The organism is Pseudoxanthomonas sp. CCNWLY206-1 (assembly GCF_039710385.1).
In the GTDB taxonomy this organism is placed as follows: Bacteria; Pseudomonadota; Gammaproteobacteria; order Xanthomonadales; family Xanthomonadaceae; genus Pseudoxanthomonas_A.
In genome coordinates this window covers 239,293-262,152 of record NZ_JBDKXI010000002.1, presented here as the reverse complement: position 1 = coordinate 262,152, position 22,860 = coordinate 239,293, and the positions used below count along the sequence as shown (strand labels likewise).

The 22,860-nt window shown below is 59.5% G+C and carries 21 protein-coding genes and 1 tRNA gene; 10 read left to right on the top strand and 12 right to left on the bottom strand.

All coding sequences use genetic code 11. The features are described 5' to 3' along the window. Nucleotides 1–178 precede the first annotated feature (178 nt). Nucleotides 179–649: a cupin domain-containing protein gene (locus tag AADW18_RS05345; RefSeq protein WP_337342332.1), complete on the top strand. Its 471-nt coding sequence runs from the start codon at nt 179–181 to the stop codon at nt 647–649. A 459-nt stretch (nt 650–1,108) separates the two neighbouring features. Then, nucleotides 1,109–2,143 (top strand): TraB/GumN family protein, encoded by a 1,035-nt coding sequence (locus tag AADW18_RS05340; RefSeq protein ID WP_337342331.1) that lies wholly within the window; start codon nt 1,109–1,111, stop codon nt 2,141–2,143. A 129-nt stretch (nt 2,144–2,272) separates the two neighbouring features. Here AADW18_RS05340 and AADW18_RS05335 read toward each other — a convergent pair whose 3' ends face one another. The 6 genes from AADW18_RS05335 to AADW18_RS05310 all read right to left on the bottom strand — a co-directional run bounded on the left by AADW18_RS05335 (nt 2,273) and on the right by AADW18_RS05310 (nt 9,303). Then, the gene (locus AADW18_RS05335; protein ID WP_337342330.1) at nt 2,273–2,668 is read right to left on the bottom strand and encodes a 4-oxalocrotonate tautomerase family protein; all 396 of its coding nucleotides are present in this window, start codon (nt 2,666–2,668) and stop codon (nt 2,273–2,275) included. A 49-nt stretch (nt 2,669–2,717) separates the two neighbouring features. Next, entirely contained in the window at nt 2,718–3,134 is a 417-nt protein-coding gene (locus AADW18_RS05330; protein WP_337342329.1) for a MarR family transcriptional regulator, read from the bottom strand. An 843-nt stretch (nt 3,135–3,977) separates the two neighbouring features. Further along, nucleotides 3,978–5,885, bottom strand: a complete 1,908-nt coding sequence (gene dxs / locus AADW18_RS05325; RefSeq protein WP_337342328.1) for a 1-deoxy-D-xylulose-5-phosphate synthase — start codon at nt 5,883–5,885, stop codon at nt 3,978–3,980. A gap of 206 nt (nt 5,886–6,091) precedes the next feature. Beyond that, nucleotides 6,092–6,748, bottom strand: coding sequence for an HNH endonuclease (locus tag AADW18_RS05320; protein ID WP_337342327.1), 657 nt, complete (start codon nt 6,746–6,748; stop codon nt 6,092–6,094). 166 nt (nt 6,749–6,914) lie between these two features. Further along, nucleotides 6,915–8,705 carry an acyl-CoA dehydrogenase C-terminal domain-containing protein gene (locus AADW18_RS05315; RefSeq protein WP_337342326.1) on the bottom strand — a complete coding sequence of 597 codons (1,791 nt, stop codon included), beginning with the start codon at nt 8,703–8,705 and terminating at the stop codon, nt 6,915–6,917. A gap of 112 nt (nt 8,706–8,817) precedes the next feature. Next, nucleotides 8,818–9,303: an LEA type 2 family protein gene (locus AADW18_RS05310; RefSeq protein WP_337342325.1), complete on the bottom strand. Its 486-nt coding sequence runs from the start codon at nt 9,301–9,303 to the stop codon at nt 8,818–8,820. Between the two features lie 475 nt (nt 9,304–9,778). Between AADW18_RS05310 and AADW18_RS05305 the strand changes: the two genes are divergently transcribed. Continuing rightward, the gene (locus tag AADW18_RS05305; protein WP_337342324.1) at nt 9,779–11,344 is read left to right on the top strand and encodes a sodium/sugar symporter; all 1,566 of its coding nucleotides are present in this window, start codon (nt 9,779–9,781) and stop codon (nt 11,342–11,344) included. A 172-nt stretch (nt 11,345–11,516) separates the two neighbouring features. Here the strand turns inward: AADW18_RS05305 and AADW18_RS05300 are convergent, their stop codons facing one another. Then, nucleotides 11,517–12,227 (bottom strand): rRNA pseudouridine synthase, encoded by a 711-nt coding sequence (locus AADW18_RS05300; RefSeq protein WP_337342323.1) that lies wholly within the window; start codon nt 12,225–12,227, stop codon nt 11,517–11,519. A 98-nt stretch (nt 12,228–12,325) separates the two neighbouring features. Between AADW18_RS05300 and AADW18_RS05295 the strand changes: the two genes are divergently transcribed. Both AADW18_RS05295 and AADW18_RS05290 read left to right on the top strand, forming a co-directional pair. Beyond that, the gene (locus tag AADW18_RS05295) at nt 12,326–13,180 is read left to right on the top strand and encodes a PA4780 family RIO1-like protein kinase (RefSeq protein WP_337342322.1); all 855 of its coding nucleotides are present in this window, start codon (nt 12,326–12,328) and stop codon (nt 13,178–13,180) included. 530 nt (nt 13,181–13,710) lie between these two features. Then, entirely contained in the window at nt 13,711–14,055 is a 345-nt protein-coding gene (locus AADW18_RS05290) for a hypothetical protein (protein WP_337342321.1), read from the top strand. 72 nt (nt 14,056–14,127) lie between these two features. Here the strand turns inward: AADW18_RS05290 and AADW18_RS05285 are convergent, their stop codons facing one another. Together AADW18_RS05285 and AADW18_RS05280 are read right to left on the bottom strand one after the other, a co-directional pair. Beyond that, nucleotides 14,128–14,349: a hypothetical protein gene (locus tag AADW18_RS05285; protein ID WP_337342320.1), complete on the bottom strand. Its 222-nt coding sequence runs from the start codon at nt 14,347–14,349 to the stop codon at nt 14,128–14,130. A 493-nt stretch (nt 14,350–14,842) separates the two neighbouring features. After that, nucleotides 14,843–15,934, bottom strand: a complete 1,092-nt coding sequence (locus AADW18_RS05280; RefSeq protein WP_337342319.1) for a hypothetical protein — start codon at nt 15,932–15,934, stop codon at nt 14,843–14,845. A 279-nt stretch (nt 15,935–16,213) separates the two neighbouring features. On the opposite strand from AADW18_RS05280, the gene AADW18_RS05275 reads away from it, so the two are divergent. After that, nucleotides 16,214–17,107 carry a phytochelatin synthase family protein gene (locus tag AADW18_RS05275; RefSeq protein WP_337342318.1) on the top strand — a complete coding sequence of 298 codons (894 nt, stop codon included), beginning with the start codon at nt 16,214–16,216 and terminating at the stop codon, nt 17,105–17,107. 77 nt (nt 17,108–17,184) lie between these two features. Here AADW18_RS05275 and AADW18_RS05270 read toward each other — a convergent pair whose 3' ends face one another. Further along, on the bottom strand, nt 17,185–17,556 hold the full coding sequence (locus tag AADW18_RS05270) for a hypothetical protein (RefSeq protein WP_346842724.1): 372 nt from the start codon (nt 17,554–17,556) through the stop codon (nt 17,185–17,187). Between the two features lie 168 nt (nt 17,557–17,724). Between AADW18_RS05270 and AADW18_RS05265 the strand changes: the two genes are divergently transcribed. From AADW18_RS05265 to AADW18_RS05255, 3 genes are all read left to right on the top strand, one after another. Next, complete coding sequence (locus tag AADW18_RS05265; protein ID WP_337342316.1) at nt 17,725–18,096, top strand: hypothetical protein; 372 nt, start codon at nt 17,725–17,727, stop codon at nt 18,094–18,096. A 135-nt stretch (nt 18,097–18,231) separates the two neighbouring features. Continuing rightward, a complete protein-coding gene (locus tag AADW18_RS05260; RefSeq protein ID WP_337342315.1) occupies nt 18,232–18,675 on the top strand; it encodes a hypothetical protein in 444 nt (147 codons plus the stop codon). Between the two features lie 211 nt (nt 18,676–18,886). Further along, on the top strand, nt 18,887–19,228 hold the full coding sequence (locus tag AADW18_RS05255) for a hypothetical protein (protein ID WP_337342314.1): 342 nt from the start codon (nt 18,887–18,889) through the stop codon (nt 19,226–19,228). 458 nt (nt 19,229–19,686) lie between these two features. Here the strand turns inward: AADW18_RS05255 and AADW18_RS05250 are convergent, their stop codons facing one another. Further along, nucleotides 19,687–21,351: a hypothetical protein gene (locus AADW18_RS05250; protein ID WP_337342313.1), complete on the bottom strand. Its 1,665-nt coding sequence runs from the start codon at nt 21,349–21,351 to the stop codon at nt 19,687–19,689. A 560-nt stretch (nt 21,352–21,911) separates the two neighbouring features. Continuing rightward, nucleotides 21,912–21,987, bottom strand: a tRNA-Phe gene (locus tag AADW18_RS05245). Nucleotides 21,988–22,164: 177 nt separating this feature from the next. Between AADW18_RS05245 and AADW18_RS05240 the strand changes: the two genes are divergently transcribed. Beyond that, a complete protein-coding gene (locus AADW18_RS05240) occupies nt 22,165–22,632 on the top strand; it encodes a DUF6491 family protein (protein ID WP_337342312.1) in 468 nt (155 codons plus the stop codon). The last annotated feature ends 228 nt before the right edge of the window (nt 22,633–22,860 follow it).

The following is a 22,860-nucleotide window of genomic DNA, read 5'->3' as shown; positions in this document are numbered from 1 at the left end:
CGGATGTCGCCTGGTAGCGCATCTGCCTTGGGGCGGAGGGTCTTCGGCTCAGGTGGCCGTCCGTCCTGGCCCTCTGAAAATCCGCATGGACCCCGCCACTGCGGGGGTTTTTTGTGGGCCGGCCACGGCCGGATATTCCCCAGCGACAAATATGACAATCACCGTATAGGATGCAGGCATGCATACGCGCGCCGAAGAACTGATCAGCACCCTCCAATTGTCCCCTCATCCCGAGGGCGGATACTTCCGTCGCATCTACGAATCGGCCAAGCGCACCGAAGTCAACGGATTGGAACGGCCCACGCTTACTGCCATCAAGTATCTGCTCACGGCCGGCGTGACCAGTCGCTGGCATCGTGTGGATGCCACCGAGATATGGGACTGGCAGGAAGGCAGCCCGCTGGAACTGTCCATGTTCGATCCGGAAGCTCGTACCTTGAGTCGTGCGCAGTTGGACACCTCCGCGCGGGGAGGTCAGCAGTCGCAGGTGGTGCCGGCGGGAGTCTGGCAAAGCGCCCGTTCGTTGGGCGACTACTCGCTGATGGACTGCACGGTTTCGCCGGGGTTCGTCTGGAAAGGCTTCCAGCTACTGGAAGAGAACAGCGAAGTCGCGCGCCAGCTGCGCGAAGCCGGTGGGCGGGTCGCCTGATTTGGTCGCATGATCCAGGCAGGCGATTCAGCCTGAATAGCTACTCCTCGTAGGACGCAGTAAGCCGCAGGCGCACCGCATCGTTCGCGTTCTTATCCGGAGAAGGCAATGGGCTCCGCTGCGGCCGCGACAGATGCGGTTCGCATTGCTCACCGCATCCTACGGCTACCCATACGCGACGGGCGAAAATGGAGCGGCCCAATCGACGAGGTCACGAACGGCTGGTCCGCCGATGACGCTCAAGCTTCGCCTTTGCAGCTCCTCGTCTCCGGCCGGCTACACCACGCGATGCTTGCGGTCGAGTGTGTGACGACACCTATCCGAACGGCAGTTCAGTGTGAAGTTCTCCGAACTCTTTTAGCGTAGCGCCAATCAGGGCCAGCCAGCTCCGGTTGGATGGGCGGCCCCGATGCTCGATTGCAGGTTCCTGCCTCGCCACGAAACCTTGGAGTGCCATCCATGCGTCTGCTTTGCATCGCCACGCTATTGCTGTGTTTCACGCCCGTCGCCGCAGCGCAATCATCAGCGGCAACGCAGGTGGCTCCCGTGGCACCGCCTGCGGCTTCTACTTCACTGCCGCCGATCACCGACATGGACGTGGTGGCCGTCAGCGGAATGCAGCCAGGGCCTGGCATGTGGCGTGTCAGCAAGGGCGACCACGTGCTCTGGGTAATGGGCACGCTGTCGCCAGCGCCGAAAAAGATGGTCTGGATTTCGCGCGACGTGGAAGCCACCATCGCCGCATCGCAGCTGGTGATGAAATCGCCTGGGGCGTCTGTCGATTCGGATCTTGGTGTTTTTCGCAGTGCGCTGCTGATTCCATCCCTATTCAAGGCACGCAAGAATCCGGACGGCGCGACGCTGAAGGACGTGCTGCCCCCTGATCTGTACGCGCGCTGGCAGGTATTGAAGCTCAAGTACATCGGCCGGGACGCCGGCATTGAAAAGTGGCGCCCGATCTTCGCTGCAAACGAGTTATACGAGGCAGCCGTCAAGAAGTCGGGGCTAGCCACCTCGGGCATCGTCAGTCCGGTGGTGGACAAGGCTGCCAAACGGCACGACGTCAAGATCGTTTCACCGATCGTCCGCCTGAAAGTCGAAGATCCCAAGAAAGCGATCAAGGAATTTTCGGGTACCGCACTGGGCGATGTGGAGTGCTTTCGCAAGACGCTGGACCGCCTGGAAACCGATCTCACCGGCATGACGCTGCGCGCCAATGCCTGGGCCATCGGCGATATCGAAGCACTCCGCGAACTGCCCTATGACGACCAGAATCGCGCTTGTATCCGCGCCATGCTGGAAGCCAGCGTCGCCCAGAAACGAGGCTTGGATACGCTGCCGCAGAAAATCGAAGCGGAATGGCTCGCCACCGCGGAAAATGCGTTGCGGGATAACACCTCCACATTCGCACTGCTGCCGATTTCCGAATTGCTGAAGCCAGACGGCTACCTGGCGAAGTTGCAGGCCAAAGGCTACGAGGTCGTGGCGCCGTAGGGCGGAATCGATACCTGATCGAAGAGCAGCGGAGCAAGCTCCGCTCTACGTAGAGCGGAGCTTGCTCCGCTGCTTTTCGATCGGCGCGAAGGCAGGATCAACCGAGCAGCCAAACTCCGTTACAAGCATTCAAGCCGGATGCTGATAGCGATACTCCTGCGTCAGCCCACCATAGCCGTACGACGCGGCCCTGACGTCCTGGACGTAGATATAGCTTTCCTCGTGGACATCGCCAAGGATCTTCTGGAACCCGGCAAAGGCTTCTCGGATGTACTGCTCTTTTTCCGTCTTCGTATTGGTTTCGTCGGTGATCTTGATATCGAAGTAGAAGCTGCTCTTGCGATGCTCCGATAGCGGAACGCCTCCCACTATCCATCGCGAAGGATGGACGTAGTCGATGGCGATTGCGGTGACATCGGGGTTCTTTTTCAGGATGCGGCTGGTCAGGTCGGACAGCATCGAGGCAATGCGCATGGTGAGTTCGGTGGTTTCTTCAGCTGCGACTTTGACGTTGAGGATAGGCATGACGATGGACTCCTTATTGTTAGCTATGCAACTATTTGGGCGAATGAAATCACTCCAGTGCGGAACGCACGCCCCTCACTTGGGTGACTGTTTCCTGAAATACGGTATCGCTCAGTTTCCGTTTCAATTTCCGGGTGACAGCGGCACTGGCTTCGTTGAGGTCGGAAGCTATGGACAAGGCGGCCTTGGTCGGGTGAATGGCGACCAGTCGATTGTCGTGACGCATGAGCTGGCGCGTGATCATGCCCTTGGATTCAAGCGCGTCCAAAGCGCGGGTTGCCGTGGGCCGGGCGATCGCCATGGCATCCGCAAGTTCGGATTGAAGCGATCCAGGCGACGCAATGACCGCCCGCAGCATGAACGCCTGCGGCGGTGTAAGCCCGAGAGGTTGGAACGCCAACGTCCATTCGCGCTCCAGCCGCCGGGCCAGGGCTGTGGTGTTGAAGTAGAGGCAGTGCTCGAACATTGGTGCAGCCTAGCACGATGTAATTAGCTATGCAACTATATCTGGACCGTGCTCATGGCCAACGAGCGGGCGGCTTTCGCGAGGGTTGGTGACGAACGCAACGAAGAGCAGCGGAGCAAGCTCCGCTCTACATAGAGCCGAGCTTGCTCGGCTGAGTGTGTCGGAGCTTGTGCGTTAAGAGCAGCGGAGCAAGCTCCGCTCTACGTAGAGCCGAGCTTGCTCGGCTGAGTGTGTCCGGAGCCTGTGCGGTAAGAGCAGCGCAGCAAGCTCCGCTCTACATAGAGCCGAGCTTGCTCGGCTGAGTGTGTCCGGAGCCTGTGCGGTAAGAGCAGCGCAGCAAGCTACGCTCTACGTAGAGCCGAGCTTGCTCGGCTGAGCGTGTCCGGGGCCTGTGCGTTAAGAGCAGCGGAGCAAGCTCCGCTCTACGTAGAGCCGAGCTTGCTCGGCTGAGTGTGTCCGGGGCCTGTGCGGTAAGAGCAGCGCAGCAAGCTACGCTCTACGTAGAGCCCGAGCTTGCTCGGCTGAGTGTGTCCGGAGCCTGTGCGTTAAGAGCAGTGGAGCAAGCTCCGCTCTACGTAGAGCCGAGCTTGCTCGGCTGAGTGTGTCCGGGGCCTGTGCGTTAAGAGCAGCGCAGCAAGCTACGCTCTACGTAGAGCCGAGCTTGCTCGGCTGAGTGTGTCCGGGGCCTGTGCGGTAAGAGCAGCGCAGCAAGCTGCGCTCTACGTAGAGCCGAGCTTGCTCGGCTGAGTGTGTCCGGGACCTGTGCGGTAAGAGCAGCGCAGCAAGCTACGCTCTACGCAGCGACGCAGCAGAGGAGCAAGCTCCGCTCTACAAAAGCGGCATTCAGCCCGCTGCGGTCAACGACGGTTTGGCTGCGGCCAATTGCGGCCAGCGCTTGAGCACTGCGGCTCGGATGCCGTTGGCGTCGATGCCGGCTTCCGCCAGCAGGTCCTCGCGGCTGGCGTGATGCTGGAACTCATCCGGCAAACCCAGGTGCAGCATCGGCAGCAGCACGTTTTCGGCGTTCAGCAGTTCCGCCACGCCGGAACCGGCACCGCCCATCACCACGTTGTCTTCAATGGTGACGAATCCCTGGTGGGTCCTGGCCAGCTCCAGAATCAGGTCGCGATCCAGTGGTTTGACGAATCGCATGTTGACGACGGTCAGCCCCAGTTCCCGACCTACTAGTTCCGCTGCCGGCACCGCCGCGCCGAATGCGAGCAGGGCCACGCGCGAGCCTTGCCGGCGCAGGTCTGCTTTGCCGATAGGCAATGTATCCAAGTCAGGCAGCACGGCCACACCAGGACCGGTACCGCGCGGGTAGCGCACCGCGGCCGGGCCTTCATGGCGAAAGCCGGTAGTCAGCATCTTCCGGCATTCGTCCTCATCGGCGGGCGCCATGACCACCATGTGCGGCACGCAACGCAGGTAGCTGAGATCGAGATTGCCGGCATGCGTGGCGCCATCGGGTCCGACCACGCCGCCGCGATCCACGGCGAACAGCACGTCCAGTTTCTGGATCGCCACGTCGTGGACCAGCTGATCGTAGCCACGCTGCAGGAAAGTCGAATAAATCGCCACCACCGGTTTGCTGCCTTCGCAGGCCATCCCGGCGGCCAAGGTCACCGCGTGCTGTTCGGCGATGGCCACGTCGAAGTAGCGGTCGGGATATTCCTTGCTGAAGCGGACCAGGCCCGAGCCCTCGCGCATGGCGGGGGTGATGCCGAGCAGCTTCGGATCGGCGGCGGCCATGTCGCACAGCCAATCGCCGAAGACATCGGTATAGGTCGGCTTCTTGGCGCCGGCCTTGCTGATCAGGCCTTTTTCCGGATCGAACGGCCCCACCGCGTGGTAACCGATCTGATCACCCTCGGCCAGTTCGTAGCCTTTGCCCTTGGTGGTCATGATGTGCAGCAGCTGCGGACCTTTCAGGGTCTTGAGTACTTTCAGGGCACTGACCAGCGCTTCGACGTCGTGGCCATCGATGGGGCCCGTGTAATGGAAGCCCATCTGTTCGAACAGCGTGGACGGCACGAACATGCCTTTCCAATGTTCCTCCCAGCGACGCATGAAGCGCGCCGGCGGCTTCTTCTTGTCGCCCAGCAACTTCTTGCCGCCCTCGCGCAGCGCGTTGAGCGTGCGGCTGCTGCTCATGCGGCCCAGCATCTTGGTCAGGCCGCCGACGTTCTCCGAAATCGACATCTGATTGTCGTTGAGGATCACCAGCAGATTGGGCTCGGGTTCCATGCCGCCGGCGTGATTCAGCGCCTCGAACGCCATGCCGGCGGTCATCGCGCCATCGCCGATCACCGCGACGACCTTGCGCTCGTCGCCGGCTTGCGCCAACGCGATTGCCATGCCGAGCGCGGCCGAGATCGAAGTGGATGAATGACCCACGCCGAAGGTGTCGTACTCGCTCTCTTCGCGCTTGGGGAACGGCGCCACGCCGTCTTTCTGTTTGACGGTGTGGATCCGGTCACGGCGTCCGGTGAGGATTTTGTGCGGATAGCACTGGTGGCCGACGTCCCATACCAGCCGATCTTCCGGTGTCTCGTACAGATAGTGCAGCGCCACGGTCAATTCGATCACGCCCAGGCCGGCACCAAAATGTCCGCCACTCTTGCCTACCGATTCGATCAGATAGGCACGCAATTCCTCCGCGATGATCGGAAGCTCGGATTCATCGAACCGGCGAAGATCGGCGGGAGTCTCGATGCGGGACAGGCGGGGATAGCGAACGGAATCGATCATTGAGGGCTGGCTTTAGCTGACCGGCTATTTTCCCCCTCTTGTGTGAAGTGGGGCAAGGGAGCGGGTGAAGAGTGAAAGGCCAAAGCGTGAAGGGTGAAGGGTGAATAACGAAGAAAAGCAGGATCGGCCCACTTCCGGTTAACCCGAAAGCGCCGTGACGCCGCTTCCATCCTTTGCCATTGCCCCTTTGCTGTTTACTTCCCCGTTCAAGTCGACAGCTTCGACCGCTTCGGCAGGTGTGCCTTCAGGAACGCCATCTGGTCGGCCAGGATGTTGCGATTGGACAGGATCAGATGCTCGATCCAGCTGGGCCGATAGGGGACTGCCAGCAACGGCATGTTGGCCTGTTGCGGGGTCCGGTTCGACTTGCGGGAATTGCATTGGAAACAGGCGGTTACCACGTTTTCCCAGGTGTCCCGACCGCCTTTTGACAGCGGTAGTACGTGGTCGCGGGTCAGGTGCGGGCGTGAGTATTCGTGGCCGCAATACAGGCATAGCTGGGCATCGCGGGCGAACAGGGCCGTGTTGGTCAGCGTCGGTGTTGGCGACAGTGCCTGTGCCCGTGCATGGCCACGAGAGGCCACGATGGGGTGCAGTTCGATGACGCTTTGTTCGCCCGTTTTGCGGCAGGTGCCGCCATGCACGCGCAGGCAGGGGTCACCGAGTGTCCAGGCCACGGCGTTGCGGGCGTAGAGGCAGGTGGCATCCTGCCAGTTGATCCAATCCAACACCCGGCCGTGCGCGTCGAGCGATAGCAATCGCACACTGGCGGTAGAACGGTTGGAATGAGGAGACGCAAGCGATACCGGGCTGTCGGGGACACCGGTTCCTACCAGGTGAAGCTGAGCTCTGTCTGCTTCCATGGGGAAGCAGGTTATACCTAATTGTTGACTAAATGTGTACAGGCCGGTGTGGACGCACACTTCCCGTGGGAGCGCCGTGCCGGCGCGAACTCTTCGTGCCAGATCGCGATAAAAGCGAAGAGCTCGCGCCGGAACGACGCTCCTACGTAAGCTGCGTGTAGAGGCTTTATTCCCCGAAGCGCTCGGGTGCCATGGTCATCAGTGGTGCGGCGCCGGATTCAATTGCTGCGGCGTGCGCCAACGTGCGCGGCAGGATGCGTGCGAAATAGAACTGGGCAGTTTCGCGCTTGCTCTGTTTGAATGTTTCGCTGTGCGAAGAAGCTTCGGCGGCGGCCACACTGCGCGCCCACCAGTAGGCCAGTGCCACATAGCCGGAATAGAACAGGTAGTCGTAGCTCGCTGCGCCGATTTCTTCCGGATCGCCGCTGGCACGCTGCAGAACGTTGCGTGTCAGCTGCGCCCATTCAGCGGATTTTTCGCGCAGTGGTCCGACGAACTCCGCCACGGCCGGGTTGCCTTCGTTTTCGCGAATGAAGGCTTCGATCTGCGCCAGGAACAGCTTCAGGCCGGCACCTTGAGTGGCGGCGGTCTTGCGGCCCATCAGGTCCAGCGCCTGGATGCCGGTGGTGCCCTCGTACAAGGTGGTGATGCGGGCATCTCGCGCCAGCTGCTCCATGCCATGTTCGTGGATGTAGCCATGACCGCCGAAGCATTGCAGCGCGTGATAGGTGTTTTCCACGCCCCATTCGGTCTGGCAGGCCTTGGAGATCGGCGTCAGGAAACTCACCAGGACGTCGGCCTGTTCCCGTTCGGCCGGGTCAGGCGAATGGGTGGCGACATCGATCAGCGTGCCCGCGTGCAGGGCCAGCAGACGGCTGCCTTCCACCAATGACTTGACCGTCAGCAGCATGCGGCGCACATCCGGGTGGACGATGATGGGGTCGGCCGGTTTTTCCGGAAACTTCGGGCCAGTGAGCGAACGCGTCTGCAAGCGTTCGCGCGCGTAATGCAGCGCGTTCTGATAGGCGCGTTCGGATAGCGCGATACCTTGCAGGCCAACGCCGAGGCGGGCGGTATTCATCATGGTGAACATCGCCTGCAGCCCTTTATGCGGCTGCCCGACCAGATAACCTTGCGCGCCGTCGAAATTCATTACGCAGGTCACCGAACCCTTGATGCCCATCTTGTGTTCGATGGAGCCGCAATGCAGCGCATTGCGCTCACCCACCGATCCATCGCGCGCCACTTTGAACTTGGGCGTGACGAACAGTGAAATGCCCTTAGCGCCGGCGGGTGCGTCAGGCAGCTTTGCCAGCACCAAATGCACGATGTTGTCTGTCAGGTCGTGCTCGCCGGCGGTGATGAAAATCTTGGTGCCGGTGATCGAATAGCTGCCATCGCCATTCGGTTCGGCGCGCGTCTTCAGCAAACCCAGATCGGTGCCGCAATGCGGTTCGGTGAGGCACATGGTGCCGGTCCAGCGGCCGTCCACCAGCGGCTTCAAGAAGACCTCGCGCTGCCAGTCTTCGCCGTGTTGCTTGAGAGCCTCGACCGCGCCATGCGACAGCAGCGGGAAGTTACCCCAGGCCAGGTTGGCGGCATTGACGAGTTCGTTCAGCGGCACGCCCATGGTGTGGGGCAAGCCCTGTCCGCCGAAGTCCGGCGACGCGGTCAGGCCGATCCAGCCGCCTTCCATGTATTGGCGGTAAGCCGCCTTGAACCCAGGGGGCGTGGAGACTTCGCCGGTCGCCGGATCGAAGGTGCTGCCGACTTCATCGCCAACGCTGTTCAACGGCGCCAACACGTTTTCGGTAAAGCGTGCGGCCTCGTCCAGCACCGCGTCGAGAATATCGCGCGACGCATCCGAATAACCCAGGCGGGCGAACAAAGGTTCGGCGTTCAGGACGTCGTAGAGGGCGAAACGGATGTCAGTGAGTGGGGCTTTGTAGGTGCTCATTGCCGGAATTCTCGAGGTTTGTAGGAGCGCCGTCTCGGCGCGAGCTCTTGCTGTCAGATCGCGATAGAAGCAAGAGCTCGCGCCGAGACGGCGCTCCTACCGGAAAAGGGTGTCAGCGCAGCACGCCGTCCAGCCCGGGGACCGGACTGAGCGTGTTGCGGGTATCGATATCGAAGTCGCGGACCTTGCCTTCTTCGGGCACGGCGTCGACCTTGCCTTTCAGCGTGTACGGCAGCGTCCGCCGGCCGGCCAGTGCATCGGCCACCACGATGCGCGCCCCGGAGGTGGGGCTGAAGGGCAGGCTGACCACGTCAGCCGATTCGGGTCCGATGGACAGTCGCGGTGCGCCTTGCAGCGTACCGGCGTCCTGGTCTGCGACGGTCACCGCCACGTTGAGGCTATCGAACCGCATCGGGATGCTGCTGTAGTTCTGCAGGCGCACATCGAGCGTCCAGCGCCCGTCCGCGTGGACGGTGAGCTGCTGGATGCTGGCGGCAGGCTCCGAAACCCGGCGGACCTTGCCGTCGCCGCATGCGCTCAGCAGCGCCATTACCAGCACTCCCAGCAGGATCGCTACATATGACCAACGCCTACGCATACTGTCGCTCCGTTCGGAAGAGTAGCGAAGGATACTACGGCGTATGGCGGCGGGTATTGCCCCATTGCGGCGCCAATCTCCACCCGGATCGATCCGCGCCTCCGTATGGTGTGCTGCAACATGCATCGCGGGATCCTGTGTGGCGGTGAGCCGTTGCCTACGACGTCCACAGCCCGTGGAAGTGCTTGGATTTTCAGGTACCTGCGGCAAACGGCGGGACAGGGGACATGTCATTGGCGAAGGGAAATCGGCAACGGTCGCCGCGTTGCAGTAACGCTTATCACGATTCCTTGACAGCGCTGCCATTTTTGCGAAAGGTTACCGCCGCCCAGGTTGCCGGGCGACAACACCAATACGGTCTGATGTTGCGCGGGTCCTGCGGTTACATGGGACAAGCGGCAGCCAAGACGTCATTCGCATCGCCTGCCAGCAGCGCGGTTTCGAAAAACAACAACAGCGACACGGGGAGAAGCTTGTGAGGTTAGCGACGTTGGATATAGCGATCGTGCTCGTCTACATGGCGGGCATTTTCGTGTTGGCGCAATGGGTATCGCGTGAGAAAGCCGGGCACCAGAAGGACGCCCAGGATTACTTCCTCGCCAGCAAGTCGCTGCCCTGGTGGGCCATCGGCGCCTCGCTGATCGCGGCCAATATTTCCGCCGAACAGATCATCGGCATGTCCGGGTCCGGCTACGCCATCGGCTTGGCCATCGCCTCCTACGAATGGATGGCGGCGCTCACGTTGTTGATCGTCGGCAAGTTCTTCCTGCCGGTGTTCCTGCGCAACGGCATCTACACCATGCCGCAGTTCCTGGAGCAGCGTTACGGCGGCAACATCCGCACGTTGATGGCGGTGTTCTGGCTGGGCCTGTACGTGTTCGTCAATCTGACTTCGATCATGTGGCTGGGCTCCATCGCGGTCAGTCAGGTCACCGGCATGGACCAGATGCTGGCACTGGTGCTGCTGGGCACCTTTGCGCTGGTGTACCAGTTGTATGGCGGCCTGAAGGCGGTGGCATTGACCGACATCGTGCAAGTGTCGTTGCTGGTGATGGGTGGTCTGCTGGTTTCCGCACTTACCCTGAATCAGATCGGCGAAGGCGCGGGCATTGTTGCTGGTTTCCAGAAGCTGTTGAATTCGCATCCCGAACACTTCGAGATGATCCTCAGCAAGGACAATCCGTTCTACAAGGATCTGCCCGGCATCAGCGTGCTGATTGGCGGCATGTGGATCATGAATGTCAGCTACTGGGGCTTCAACCAGTACATCATCCAGCGCGCATTGGCCGCCAAGGACATCGGCGAGGCGCAAAAAGGCGTGTTGTTCGCGGCTTTCCTCAAGTTGCTGATGCCGGTGATCGTGGTGCTGCCAGGCATCGCCGCGGTGATGCTGGCGCCGACGTTGGGCAAGCCGGATGAGGCATACCCAACGATGATGCGGCTGTTGCCGACCGGCATACTGGGTCTGGTGTTCGCTGCGTTGGTCGCGGCCATCGTGGCCTCGCTGGCCTCGAAGATCAATTCCGTGGCCACCATCTTCACCCTTGATTTCTATGCCAAACGGAAAGGGCAGGACGCCACCCAGGCCAAGCTGGTCAAGGTGGGCCGGATCGCCGCCACGGTTGCGGTGGTGCTGGGCATATTGACCGCCAAGCCGCTGCTGGGCAGCTTCGATCAGGCATTCCAATACATCCAGGAATACACCGGCTTCTTCACCCCGGGCATCGTGGTGATCTTCATGCTGGGCCTGTTCTGGAAGCGTGCCAATGAGGCCGGCGCATTGGCAGCCGCCATCGGTTCGTTCGTCTTGTCGGTCGTCCTGAAGCTGGCCTGGCCGTCGCTGCCCTTCATCGATCGCGTCGGCCTGGTATTCCTGCTGGCGCTGGCATTGGCGGTGGTGGTGTCACTCGCTACACCCAGGGCGGAAGGCAAGGACTTCATCCGTACCGACGACGTGAACTACAAGACATCGGGTGGCTTCAACATCGGCGCCGTAGGCGTGATCGCGATTCTGACCGCGCTCTATACGTTGTTCTGGTAAACGCATAGCCAAAATGCGGCTTTCGTAGAGCGGAGCTTGCTCCGCTGCTCTTCGGGCCAGGTGCGCTGGAAGCCGCATCTTTGAATCCACAAGCCAAGAACCAAGAACCAAGAACAGCGGAGCAAGCTCCGCTCTACGAAGGCAGAACGCCTGCTGCGCCAGGGGGCGGCAACTAGAACCGCGCTTCCACCGGCAGATAGCGCCATTCGCCGACCGGCATCTTGCCCAAAGATACGCGGCCGACGCGTAGGCGTTTCATCGCCACGACCTCCAGGCCCGCCTCCTGGCAACGGTAGCGGAGCTCGCCGGGTTGCACGTTCTTGATGGCGAAGCGCAGGCGTACCTCGTTCTGCCAGCTGACCTTGCAGGGCGCCAGCCCGCGGCCCTGATAGACACCGCCGTGGCTGATCTGGCCGAGGGTGTACGGCCCGGTCTCGCCGCGGATTTCCACCACGAACTCCTGTTCGATCTGCGCATAGTCTTCGGTCAGGCGGCGCCAGATGCGGCCGTCCTGGCTCAGTACCAGCAAGCCGCTCGCTTCAGGGTCCATCGGCATCAGCGGTGTCAGGCGCTGGAGGTGGCGTTTCAGCGGCCGAATCCCGGAGGCATCCTCCAGCGTGCGCGTCGACGGCGTGACCAGTTGCAGGGCATCTTCCAGGGTCACGCCGGCAGGCTTGTGCAGCAATAGGGTGGCTGGCTCCGTTGCGGCCAGCTGGGCGTCCGGATCGATCTCCACGCGTTCGGTGGTGACTAGCCGCTGCGGCAGCTCCACGGTTTCACCGTCCACGGTGACCCAGCCTCCTTCGATGTACTGCTCGGCTTCCGAGCGCGAGCAGCCCGTCAGTTCTGCGACGCGTTTGGCTAAACGGATGGGCTCGGACATGAAGAAAGTTCGGTGCGATTGGGCGTCTAGTGTAAAGATAGTGCGCGTGACTGCCCGGATTTCCCTCTTCCGGCCCATCTGCCCATTGCCAGGAACCCATGAAGACGCCCAAAGGATTGCAAGCCCTGATAGACGATGGCGTGATCGACAAAGTGCTTCGCCCGCTGAAAAGCGGCAAGGAAGCATCGGTATTCGTGGTGCACGGTGGCGGTGAGGTCCGCTGCGCCAAAGTGTACAAAGACATGGCGCAGCGCAGTTTCCAGCAGCGCACGGTCTACCAGGAAGGCCGCAAAGTGCGCGGCAGCCGCGAGTCACGCGCGATGGGTAAAGCTACCCGCTATGGCCGCAAGCAGCAGGAGGTCGCCTGGAAGAACGCGGAAGTAGACGCCTTGTATCAACTGCGTGACGCAGGCGTGCGCGTGCCGGAACCGTTCGGCTATTTTCATGGGGTACTGGTGATGGAACTGGTGGCGGACGCCGCTGGCCACTCCGCACCGCGCTTGGGAGAAGTGGAGCTGTCGGCCGAGCGTGCGCGCGAGTTTCATCAAATCCTGGTGCGCGAAGTGGTGAAAATGTTGTGTGTCGGTTTGATCCACGGGGATCTGTCGGAATACAACGTGCTGGTGGCCGAGGACGGCCCGGTGGTGATCGATTTTCCCCAGGTGGTCAGCGCCGCAGGTAACAACGCCAGCCGGCGGTTGCTATTGCGCGACGTCAACGCACTGACCGCACGTCTCGGGCGTTTCGCGCCGGAACTGCTGGATACCTGGTACGGCGAAGAAATGTGGGCCCTGTACGAAGCGGGCGAGCTGCGCCCGGATACCGAACTGACTGGCAAGTTCGTGCACAACACCTCACGCGTCAACGTGGAAAGCGTGCGTGAAGCGATTGAAGATGCGCGTCAAGAAGCCATCATTCGCCAGCAGGGCAGGGAAGCCGCGGAAGAAGGTTAACGGTGCTCTTCATGAGCCAACGACTCACCTGAGTTGAGAAGCAGCGGGACAAAGATAAATATCCGCCCGATAGTCCTGGTTCGCTGCCCATAATCTCCACATTAGAATCTTGCTATGGGAAAGCGCTTCCAACGGCGGCTTAACCTATACCTGTGGCAGTCGGTGAATCAACATGAGCCTCGTTCATCTTGGGCGGTCTTTTACCGGCGATTTGTTTCCAAATATTTTCAATAAGATAGCTGCTTCATCATGCATTTAATGTGCCCGCTATTAATGCATATGACTGCCACGTGACGTCGTGATCCGTCTCCCGATCTAACATTTTGTTGATCGACGCCTGCGTATTATTTCCTCGAGAATTCACCGCGGTTCCGGCCTTCACCAGCAAGCCGGACGCCCCCGAAGATGCATTCCGTTCGCTGGCCTTTGAAGGCCATCGCGGTTGAGGTGTCGGCGGTGTTTTCCAAGGAATCTGCCTTGCCAAGCGCTCGGTCCTGATGAAATGTCGTTAGTTGTTGGAGATATTGATTATGGGTTCTTCTCTTCCCAAGCTTCCCGCAGAATTCAACTGGCGGGATCTGTCGCCGTTCGGGATGGTCAAGGCGGTTTCGCTTGAATACCGGGGAAAGGAAATCGCCGTCATAGGACCGTTGCGCGAAGGCTGGATGGTTTCCATTACCCAGCCGATGGATGAAGAAGGCCAACGCACCGTCATGGTCGGCAATCGCCAGCAGGGTATGGCATGGGCGGCCAAGTGGGTGAAACAGCAGCTGACCACGCGCAGTAAGCCTCCAAGTGAGCGGAGATCGCCGGTAGAGGATTTCAAGGCGGCCGCGCGCAATGAGCGGCGTCCGGCCGCTGCACTTGTGCATTAGAAAGTTTGCAGCGTCTCTTCTGATTAGCACCATGCGCGTGGTTGCCGGCCATGCGCACGGTGGAGGGGTGATTCAGTTGCCAGGCTTCTCCGTTAAACCGACGCGGGCAAGCATCTGCTGAACTCGACCATCGACGTGAACCAGGTCGTGCGGGCCCGCGGCATCGCGGATGTTGTTGGCGCGCTCGGAAAATTCCCGCCAGAGATCTGGCTCACCTGGCAGTCTCTCTTGCATCCCTGGTAGATCCCGCTCCAGGGCATCCAGCATCGTATCGAGATCGGAACGCGGCTTCATGCCGCAAAGCGTATCGCTAGCGCTGCTCGTCATGCGTGACGAATACGTCATGAAAATAGAACGAGGGCGCTGTATATCGCAGCGGTCGTGCTGTGGGTATAACCAAAAATAATCACAAAAGAACGACATCTGGAAACATGCTGTAACCAAGCAACGTGAACCTAACAGGCAAGTAATGAATTTCTATCGGCAGCCGATGAAAGCTGCCGGTGAGAGTCCTGCTAGGAGAGCCACGATGAAGAAGTTGCTTATCCGTGCCATGACGATGCTGGCGATGATCGGCGTTGCCTTGCTTTTGCTGGGATTGGCATTCGCGCCGAAGATGGTATGGCCGTGATGGCGAAGCGAGCTCCGCGGCTGGAACTCAGTTGAGAACGAGATAGCGCGTCCGCAGTCTAGGCACTAGAGCCGCGGTAGGTTGTCGATGCATCATGGGCAGCGGCCGGCGCGAATCCGCCGGGCCGCAGGTCACTATCCGCTAAATCACCATTCGCTAAATCACCACTCGATACAAGGCTCCCCCAAAGTAGACGTGCCAGCTGCCTTGTAACCACATGCTTTGAGTTCCTTCCGCGAAAGGCGCAATCAGGGTCGGAGCCATTCCAATCCTTCCCAGGTACAGGTAGCCGCCATTGACGAACATCACCTGGCCGTTACCGACCGCATTGATATACGAATCGGTTCCGAATACCGATACAGGGAATATCCCGCCTTGCGGTGAGCGCAGCCAGACCTGGCGGACAGACGCACCTTGTACCGCGTCGACACGTGTGAAAGCGATCCAGCCGCCACTCGGCTGATAGTCGACACGAGGAGCGAGGAATTCAGCGCTGGAAGCCCGAAGCACCGCTTCTCCCACATTGTCGTTGCGCATGACGATCTCGGAGTGGGTGCTGGAGATCTGTTTGCGGTAGACGACGTTGATGCCGTCGGTAAGCGGGTCGAAATGCGAATAGGTCGTTGCGTTGGTCAGCTGCGTCGTCTGCCCACTGCGATAGCGAAATACGTTGGCCGGTCCCGGACCCTGCGTGAAAGCGATCTCGCCCGCATCGCTGACATCGGGTTCGCCAGTCAAGTAGCTATTGCCCACCAGCGTGGTGGTGAAGGCCATTACATCGCGAAAACTGACATAGCGCCCCTGGCCGAATGGCCCGACCGTCCATACCGGCCAAACCGCATACTGCTTGCTGACAGGACTGACATGCAGTCCTCTGGGAGTGCCTCCGCGTCCTTGTGGCGTGGTCCCTGTCCATTCGTAGATAAACGAGCCGTCGTCAGCGGTCGTCCCGAAGATGGCTCCCCGTGAGGTCAATTGCTCATTGAATGGCGTTTCCTGCGGAATATCCGGGATCGTCCGTATCGTTCCGGTGGTACGGCCAATGACTTTCAGGCGCAGGAGTCCATCTTCCGTGGCGGAGTACAGGATCCGCTGCGCCGTGACGTCGGAGATGGTGCCGTTTACTTCCGTTACGAATTCCAGGTGAGCGGCTTGGCTGGACAGCGGCGAAAGAAGCGCGAATAGCGCGACCAACCATCGGCTCGCTGAGCGCGAGGATAGTTGCGACCTCAGGGACGACGGGTTCATAGCCTTGGCTCCGCAGCTTTGTACGGCGGGCGAAGCGTGCGAGCGACCTTGTGAAGCAAATGTCAAATGCGTGTGATGCGTGCGCGCCCCCGCAAATTGCCTTGACAACCTGGGAGGCATCCCGCGGAAGCAGTAGACGATCCGCTTCCAGAAAATATCTATCACGTGGAAAACACGTTATGAATGGCATGTTGAAAACGAAGTCGTTCGGTGTCGGTGGGTGGGATTGAGAGCGGGCGACGACGCTGTGGCGCGACATCTATCGGCTGGAGGGATGAGATGGATCGGGTACCTGCGGATGCTGTCGTAGTCACCGAACTCGCTTCTGCATCGGATCATCATCAGGGTAGAAGTGTCGTCACCAGAAGGCACCTGCTGTCGATTATCGGCGTAGCTACGTTCACTGTGTTCGTTGTGGCCAGCTTGCTGGTCTGGAACAGGTTTTTCCGTACCCCGTCGATCGACTTGCTTTCGCTCCCCGATAGCCTGATAGCGCTTGAATCATCGGCTGGCGAAAAACTGCTCGCGGAAAGTGAGTTCCTCGCCGACTACCAAGAGCTGATTGCGAGCTTCGTAGTGCAATCACGGCCGGCGTACTGCGGCGTAGCCAGTTCTGTCATAACACTGAACGCACTAAGAAATCCGGCGCCGCCCCTGGATCAGTCCACCTTCTTCAATACGAACGCCAGGCAAGTTAAAGATCCTTTGCGCGTCAGCTTGACTGGCATGTCGTTGAGGGAGCTCGGTGATTTTCTGCGCGCTCACGGCGCTGAAGCCTCGGTCGTCTACGCGTCCGATACCGATATCGACAGCTTTCGCTCGATGGCGCAAAGAAACCTGGTGACGGATGGGGACTTCGTGTTGGTGAACTACCAGCGCGCCGAGCTGGGCCAGGTCGAGATGGGTCACATTTCGCCACTTGCCGCGTATCACGCTGGGACAGACCGGTTCCTTATCCTGGACGTGGCCGCGTACAAATACCCACCCGTCTGGGTCTCGACCAAAGAGCTGTGGGAAGCAATGAGCGCTCCCGTCGGGTCTTCACCGCGCACTCGCGGTTTCATTATGGTTCGCGAGGGGGCGCTCACTCGCTCGGCATCGCTCTCCGCCAGTGAGTCGCGTGTAGAGCCGAGCTTGCTCGGCTGCTCTCCGATCCGGCCAACGTGTGTCTGACAAGAGCAACGGAACCCCCGAGGGGATGCAAGCACAAGCCCCGCTCCACGGGACAGGCACGAGATCGTGGACAGGTTCTAAGGGGCTCCGTTAGCAACCTGTGGCAACAGGAAGTAAGCGATGACCAAGGCCGTGATGCAAAACAACGAAAAAAAGTAATTGATGGCGGCGACGAGTACAACCGCGAAGATTCTGATGTCGCGAGATTTACCACTTCGCCAATAGTAAACAGCCACCACAAGGGATAACAACGCAGCGACAGCAAGCCCCGCCGGCGCATAGGGCAGCCATTGCGCGTGGGTCTCGCTCACTGCCGGTGTGACCACGCCATAGGAGCGGAAATGGTCGTTGGGGTAGGCAGTAAGGATGTGCGAGATCAGGGTGCCGGACACCAGCACGGCGACCAAGCTGCTTACGTAAATCCATACGGCTAGAACTACTCGAACCATGGCGATCTCGACTCCCGACGTTGTGGGTTCCCTGGAGCGGTGCGTACGCAGATTACGCTTGTTTGGCAATCACCCACGTCGAAGCTTGTGGTTGGCGGTGCTTGCAAGGAGAATCCGAGCAGAGAGTTTGTCGCCGAACGAATCAGCCGGAGCGCATGCGATTGAATCATGGAAATCAGGTTTCGAGTGCACTGCAGGGATATACAGGTTTCGCAGGATTTCTACAGCCGAGTCGCCTGGCTGCCTGGGAGCTCCTTGGAGGACCATGGTCATGGTGTCTTCGAAGTTGCTATAGGGCCGGCGGTTTTTCTGAAGCTGATTGAACGCCCCAACCATACCATCGGCCATTGCAGCGCCGAGTTCAATGATTTTGATGTTGCTGGCCTACATCGGCATATCTTGGAAACGCTGCCGTCGCATGACGGCACGGCCGATACCTTGCCGCCGGGCAGCTATTGCGGTCCCTATGATTATCCAGGCGGTCTGATGCTGAGCATCCGCGATCCGGATGGTCATCTGCTTAGTTTTGCGGAATGGTAGGCGCTAGGCGGCTGCTGCAGTTTTTCATGAAGCTCGCAATGTCAGGCAGATCATTTCTTAGGTGCGCTAGTTCCACTAACTCATTCAAGTCAGTTCGTCGCCGGTCGGTTTAGATTCGGTAGCAAGGAGAAACGGATGTTGCGCAGATTACTGGCTCCATTGTTTGGGGCATCCTCGGCTGGAGCCGATTCACGCGAATATCGAGCCGGCCAGATATGGCAGTACCGGACCCGCCCGGGTGAGGAACGGTCGCGGCTGTACATCGTCAAGGTCGAAACATTGTCCAACGGAGAGCCCGCATTTCACCTCTACTTGGACAACTTGAAAATTCCCAATAGCCAGCTGCCCGGCCACGTACAGTCCGAGCTCCCACATACTCCTGTGTCATCGCAGACGTTGGACCAGAGTGTCGTGAAGCTGCTGGGGGTCGCGACCACGGCCCCTGACATCAGCGAAGGCTATGCCGTATGGCGGGAAGCTTATGACGCTGGAGAAGGTGGCATCTTTACGATCTCGGTGGCCGAAATAGTTGATTTCATCGAAGAGGCGACACGCCAGCATTTCGGTTCGCAGAATTGATACGCAGTACAGCCGTAATGTCTTTCCCGTTCGGCGCCCCGTGATCAACACGAAAGCTATGAACGCGCGAACTCCGGTATTTGGAATCGCTTGCGGTAGGCCCCAGGCGCAAGACCGGTCGTACGCTTGAATAATCGCCGGAAGAAGGCTCCACGCGGCAGACTCCGACGGCAATCCGCGCACGGTAGCCGATGCCACGTGGCAGCCGTTCATGACAACGCCCCCGGTCCCCGATTACCCCTCCACGCACACCGTGCTGGGCTGGGCCGCCGCTGAAGTGCTGATCGACCTTTTCGGCGATAAGGAACGCTACGTCATTACCAGCGCGACGTTGCCGGGAGTAATCCGCCAGTACCATGGCTTCTCGCAGGCCGCACAAGAAAATGGCTTGTCCCGCCTATACGCCGGCATCCATTTTCCGCATGCGGTGAAACATGGGCGGCGCCAAGGTTGCAGTGTCGGGCAGGCAGTAACCCAGGCACTCGCGCCGGTTGGCTCGCAGCGTCATGCCGCTGACGTGGCGCGCGCCGGTGTTGTTGGGTCCAATCCGTGAGCGAGATTGTATGTGCTTTGGTCAGTCGCGCCGAAGAGATTCGGATAGAAAAAAGAGAGCCGATATGGCTAGCCGTTCCGACAAGCTTAAAAGCTACGGCCGTTAAGCTGGGGCCCCGTCATTTGCGGGGCCTACTCTGATGAGGTCTTACATATGCAGGCTTTGATGTTCGGCGTGCAGGAACAAAATGTAGCTTCGAGCGAGATTGCAGAACAAACGCGGCCTGATGCATGTCCATCGCAACGCTTGCATGGAGGCCCATGCCGTGGAGCACGCCCCGCCTGTCGGTGAGGACATGTGCCCGCGCATGGACGTGGCTCAACTCAGGATCTGATCAAGAGTCGTGTCCGTTCGCTTGATACGTAAATCGCGACCGATTTGATGCGGAAGTTTTACAGTATAAACATTGTGGTGTGCGTGGACGTCCAAGTGAATTTCAAAGTCTCCCACGGGAGTATTTAACCGGGCCGCTCCGTATTCGTTAGGTCAAGGCCCATCTGCTCTAGTCGGATGGCATCCAAGGGATTTTCGCGTGCAATCACCTTCAGCGCTTCGTGAATGTGCTCTGCAGCCTCTAGTTCGGGGTGGCGGCCGCTGACGTTGAGCGCCGCTTGAATGAGTGGAGCAAGACGCTCCCCCTGAAAGGAACGAAATTCGCGCACGTAATCCTCTGTCGTCCCCTGGTTCAAGGCGTCACGAGACTGGGAATCCAGCCGGTTCTCTTTCAGCAGCCGATCTAGTGCCTCCCTAAGGGGGATTGGCGCGGCAAGCTTCATCCGCGCGTCGCGAAATTTGGCCTCCAGGATCTTATCGTTAACCTCTCTGCCGAACGGGTAGTCGTCGAGATTGAACACCGATGGCGTATCCGCGCGCTTCTCGATATAGAGGTCTACGAGCGCGTCTGCACGGGCATCCAGGCCGAACTGCCTGAAAAGGGTGACGGTTGAGTTGAGATTGAGAGGTGTTATGTGAAGAGCGGAACTGGCGAGCGCGATTTCGAACTTTGTGGCGAGCTCTTCTACAGTGCCCCCGAATCCGTCATGGAACTCGCTCCAGCAATCTGAGAACGATGCTTCTAGATCGTTTGCTTCCATCGTGGCACTAAGTTCTTTTGCAGCTAGTGGCAGCGCGGGATGCTCGACATGGCCTGCCACGACCGAACTCAGCAAATAGTGATCAAAGTCATCCAGCGACATGAGTCCGTAGTTAGATACCAGCTTTTGCCAGGCTCGTCTTTGTTTGGATTCCTTCTTCTCCGTGCGCATGTAGTTGAGGTTCCATCGCTCAAGATAAGTAAAGCTAGGCGTCCCACTTTCGGAACCATAGAAGCACGCCATAGCTAAAGGTAGCGTATGAGCTGCCTGCTTCAGAACGCCGCTATGCATACCTTCAAGCTTCGGGCTAAGCAATCGCATGTGATTCGCGACCTTGCTGAGGATGCGAATGTTCTTGAGACCAAGTTTTACGCAGTTGTAATGAAGCAATTGTCTTAGTGGTGTGTCCGGCCCAATTCCGATGGAGGCGGATTCTGCCGGCGTCGGATCAAATACCACCTCAACGTCAATGACTTTCTCGCGATATTTTCGGTAAATTATGCTTCCGGAGCCTAGCTGCTTGTCATTGAATATAAGCGCTACTTTGCATCCGCGCTGCTCTTTCAGCTCGGAGACATAACCGAGAAGTTGGTCCACGGGCAATGTTGTGCGTTCCAGATCATCTAGACAAATCAGGGAGTCGCGGATGAGGAACGGAGCTATTTGTTCGATGGTGGTTGTCAATGCTCCCCAGGACCCCAGCCGGTCGAGCACCGGCATGGCCTGTGCCGTCACGGATTTGATCCACCTGCGGCCTCTCGCGGTTGCGTTTGCCTCCTCCGCCCTCAGCCCTTCGTCTAGGTCGATACGCTTCTCGACAATGGCTAGCTTCAAATTAGTGAGTGAGGAAATGCCAAAGAGTGAAACGTAGGAGTAGCTTTTCGGTACACATTTGTTGCCAACGTCAGTTAGGTGCCGATCCCAAAGGTAAGTCTTGCCAACGCCCCACGCGCCGCGCAAGGCGAGGACACTTGGCTCTGGTTGACGTAGGAATTCTCCCAGCACTTTATTCGTCACTGCACTGTCCATCTGCTCTCCTGAGTCAACCTACAAGACTATTCTCGGGCGGCAACTGGTGTACTAACGTGCTACTGCAACCCGTCTTGAAATCGATTGTAAACTCGCTCGAACTTGCATCGGTCCAGACGCTCTAGGAGTTGCCAGTCGCGGCCATCGCTACCTGCCTTCGCGCGAAGCTCATTGAAGGTGTAGCACTTGAGTCCGGGCACCGTTTGCAAAGCGCTCACGATCGCACGGCGCCAAGGCGGCGTAGAGTTTGCCGTCCTGGGTTGCGAGCAAGACGATAGGAATGAAGTCGCGGGTGCCCACAGCCTCTATCACGGCGTGTCGCAGCCCATCGGACCAACCGATGACTAAGGGGCCGCCAGTCTTGTTCGTGCGGATTGTCAGGCCGTCTGGTCCGAAATCGCTGCGCCGACTGCGCCGTGGGCCGCCGCCGCCGGTGCCTCTCAGGCACAACGCCTCCGGGGAAAACATCTCTAGCGCCAAGGATGGCGGGAGTATTTAGCAAGTTGTGGAATTTTTAGCAGAACCGGTTTCGCGAATCATTCGGAAACCGTTGCTGTAAATGGTGGCCGGGGAGGGAATCGAACCCCCGACACAGGGATTTTCAATCCCTTGCTCTACCAACTGAGCTACCCGGCCAAGGTCTACGCGGTGCGGCCATTAGCCGTGCGAGAGGGCGGCATGATACGTATTGCGCGGCTGGCTGGCAAGCCGCATGGGCGCTGAATGCGGGAAATGCCCGGTCTGCTTAGCCTGCTTGGGCGGGTGCATCATTCCGTGGACGAGAAATCCCGCAACGCAATGGGAAGCAAAGCCATGAACCGCCTGATCGTGCTGTGCCTGATGACTGTACTGGGTGCAGGTGTGTTGTCCGCCTGCTCCAGCCTGCCGAAGCAGACCGACGCAGAACGCCTGGAGCTGTATCGCTCGCATGCGGGTGAGCCGGTCCCGAGCTTTCAGTACTTTGGCACGCTGAATGGCTGGGCGCCCCTGAGCGACAAGGCGTTGACCGTGTGGACGCGCCCTAGCCAGGCTTATTTGTTGGAACTCAGTGGGCCCTGCCAGGATTTGGAATACGCGATCGCCATCAGCGTCACTAACACCATGGGGCGGGTCTATTCCCGGTTTGATGACGTGATTGTCCGGGGCGGCGGTGGCGTCAGCGGCTCTCGCTTTCCTTGCCGGATCCTGACCATCCGCCCGTTGGACGTTAAAGGGTTGAAAGCCACTCAGAAGGAAATGCGCGAAGCCGCCTTGGTGGAACGCGAAGCCGGGAAGCAATGAGGTATTGATCGCCCCTCAGCCTGTAGGAGCGGCGTCCCGCCGCGAGCTTTTGGCTTTTCCTGCGATCTGACAGGAAGAGCTCGCGCCGAGACGGCGCTCCTACAGATGGTAGAACCGGTACGGAGGCAATCGCCTATTCCGCCGGCATGTAGTAGGAGCGGCGTCCCGCCGCGAGCTTTTGGCTTTTCCTGCGATCTGACAGGAAGAGCTCGCGCCGAGACGGCGCTC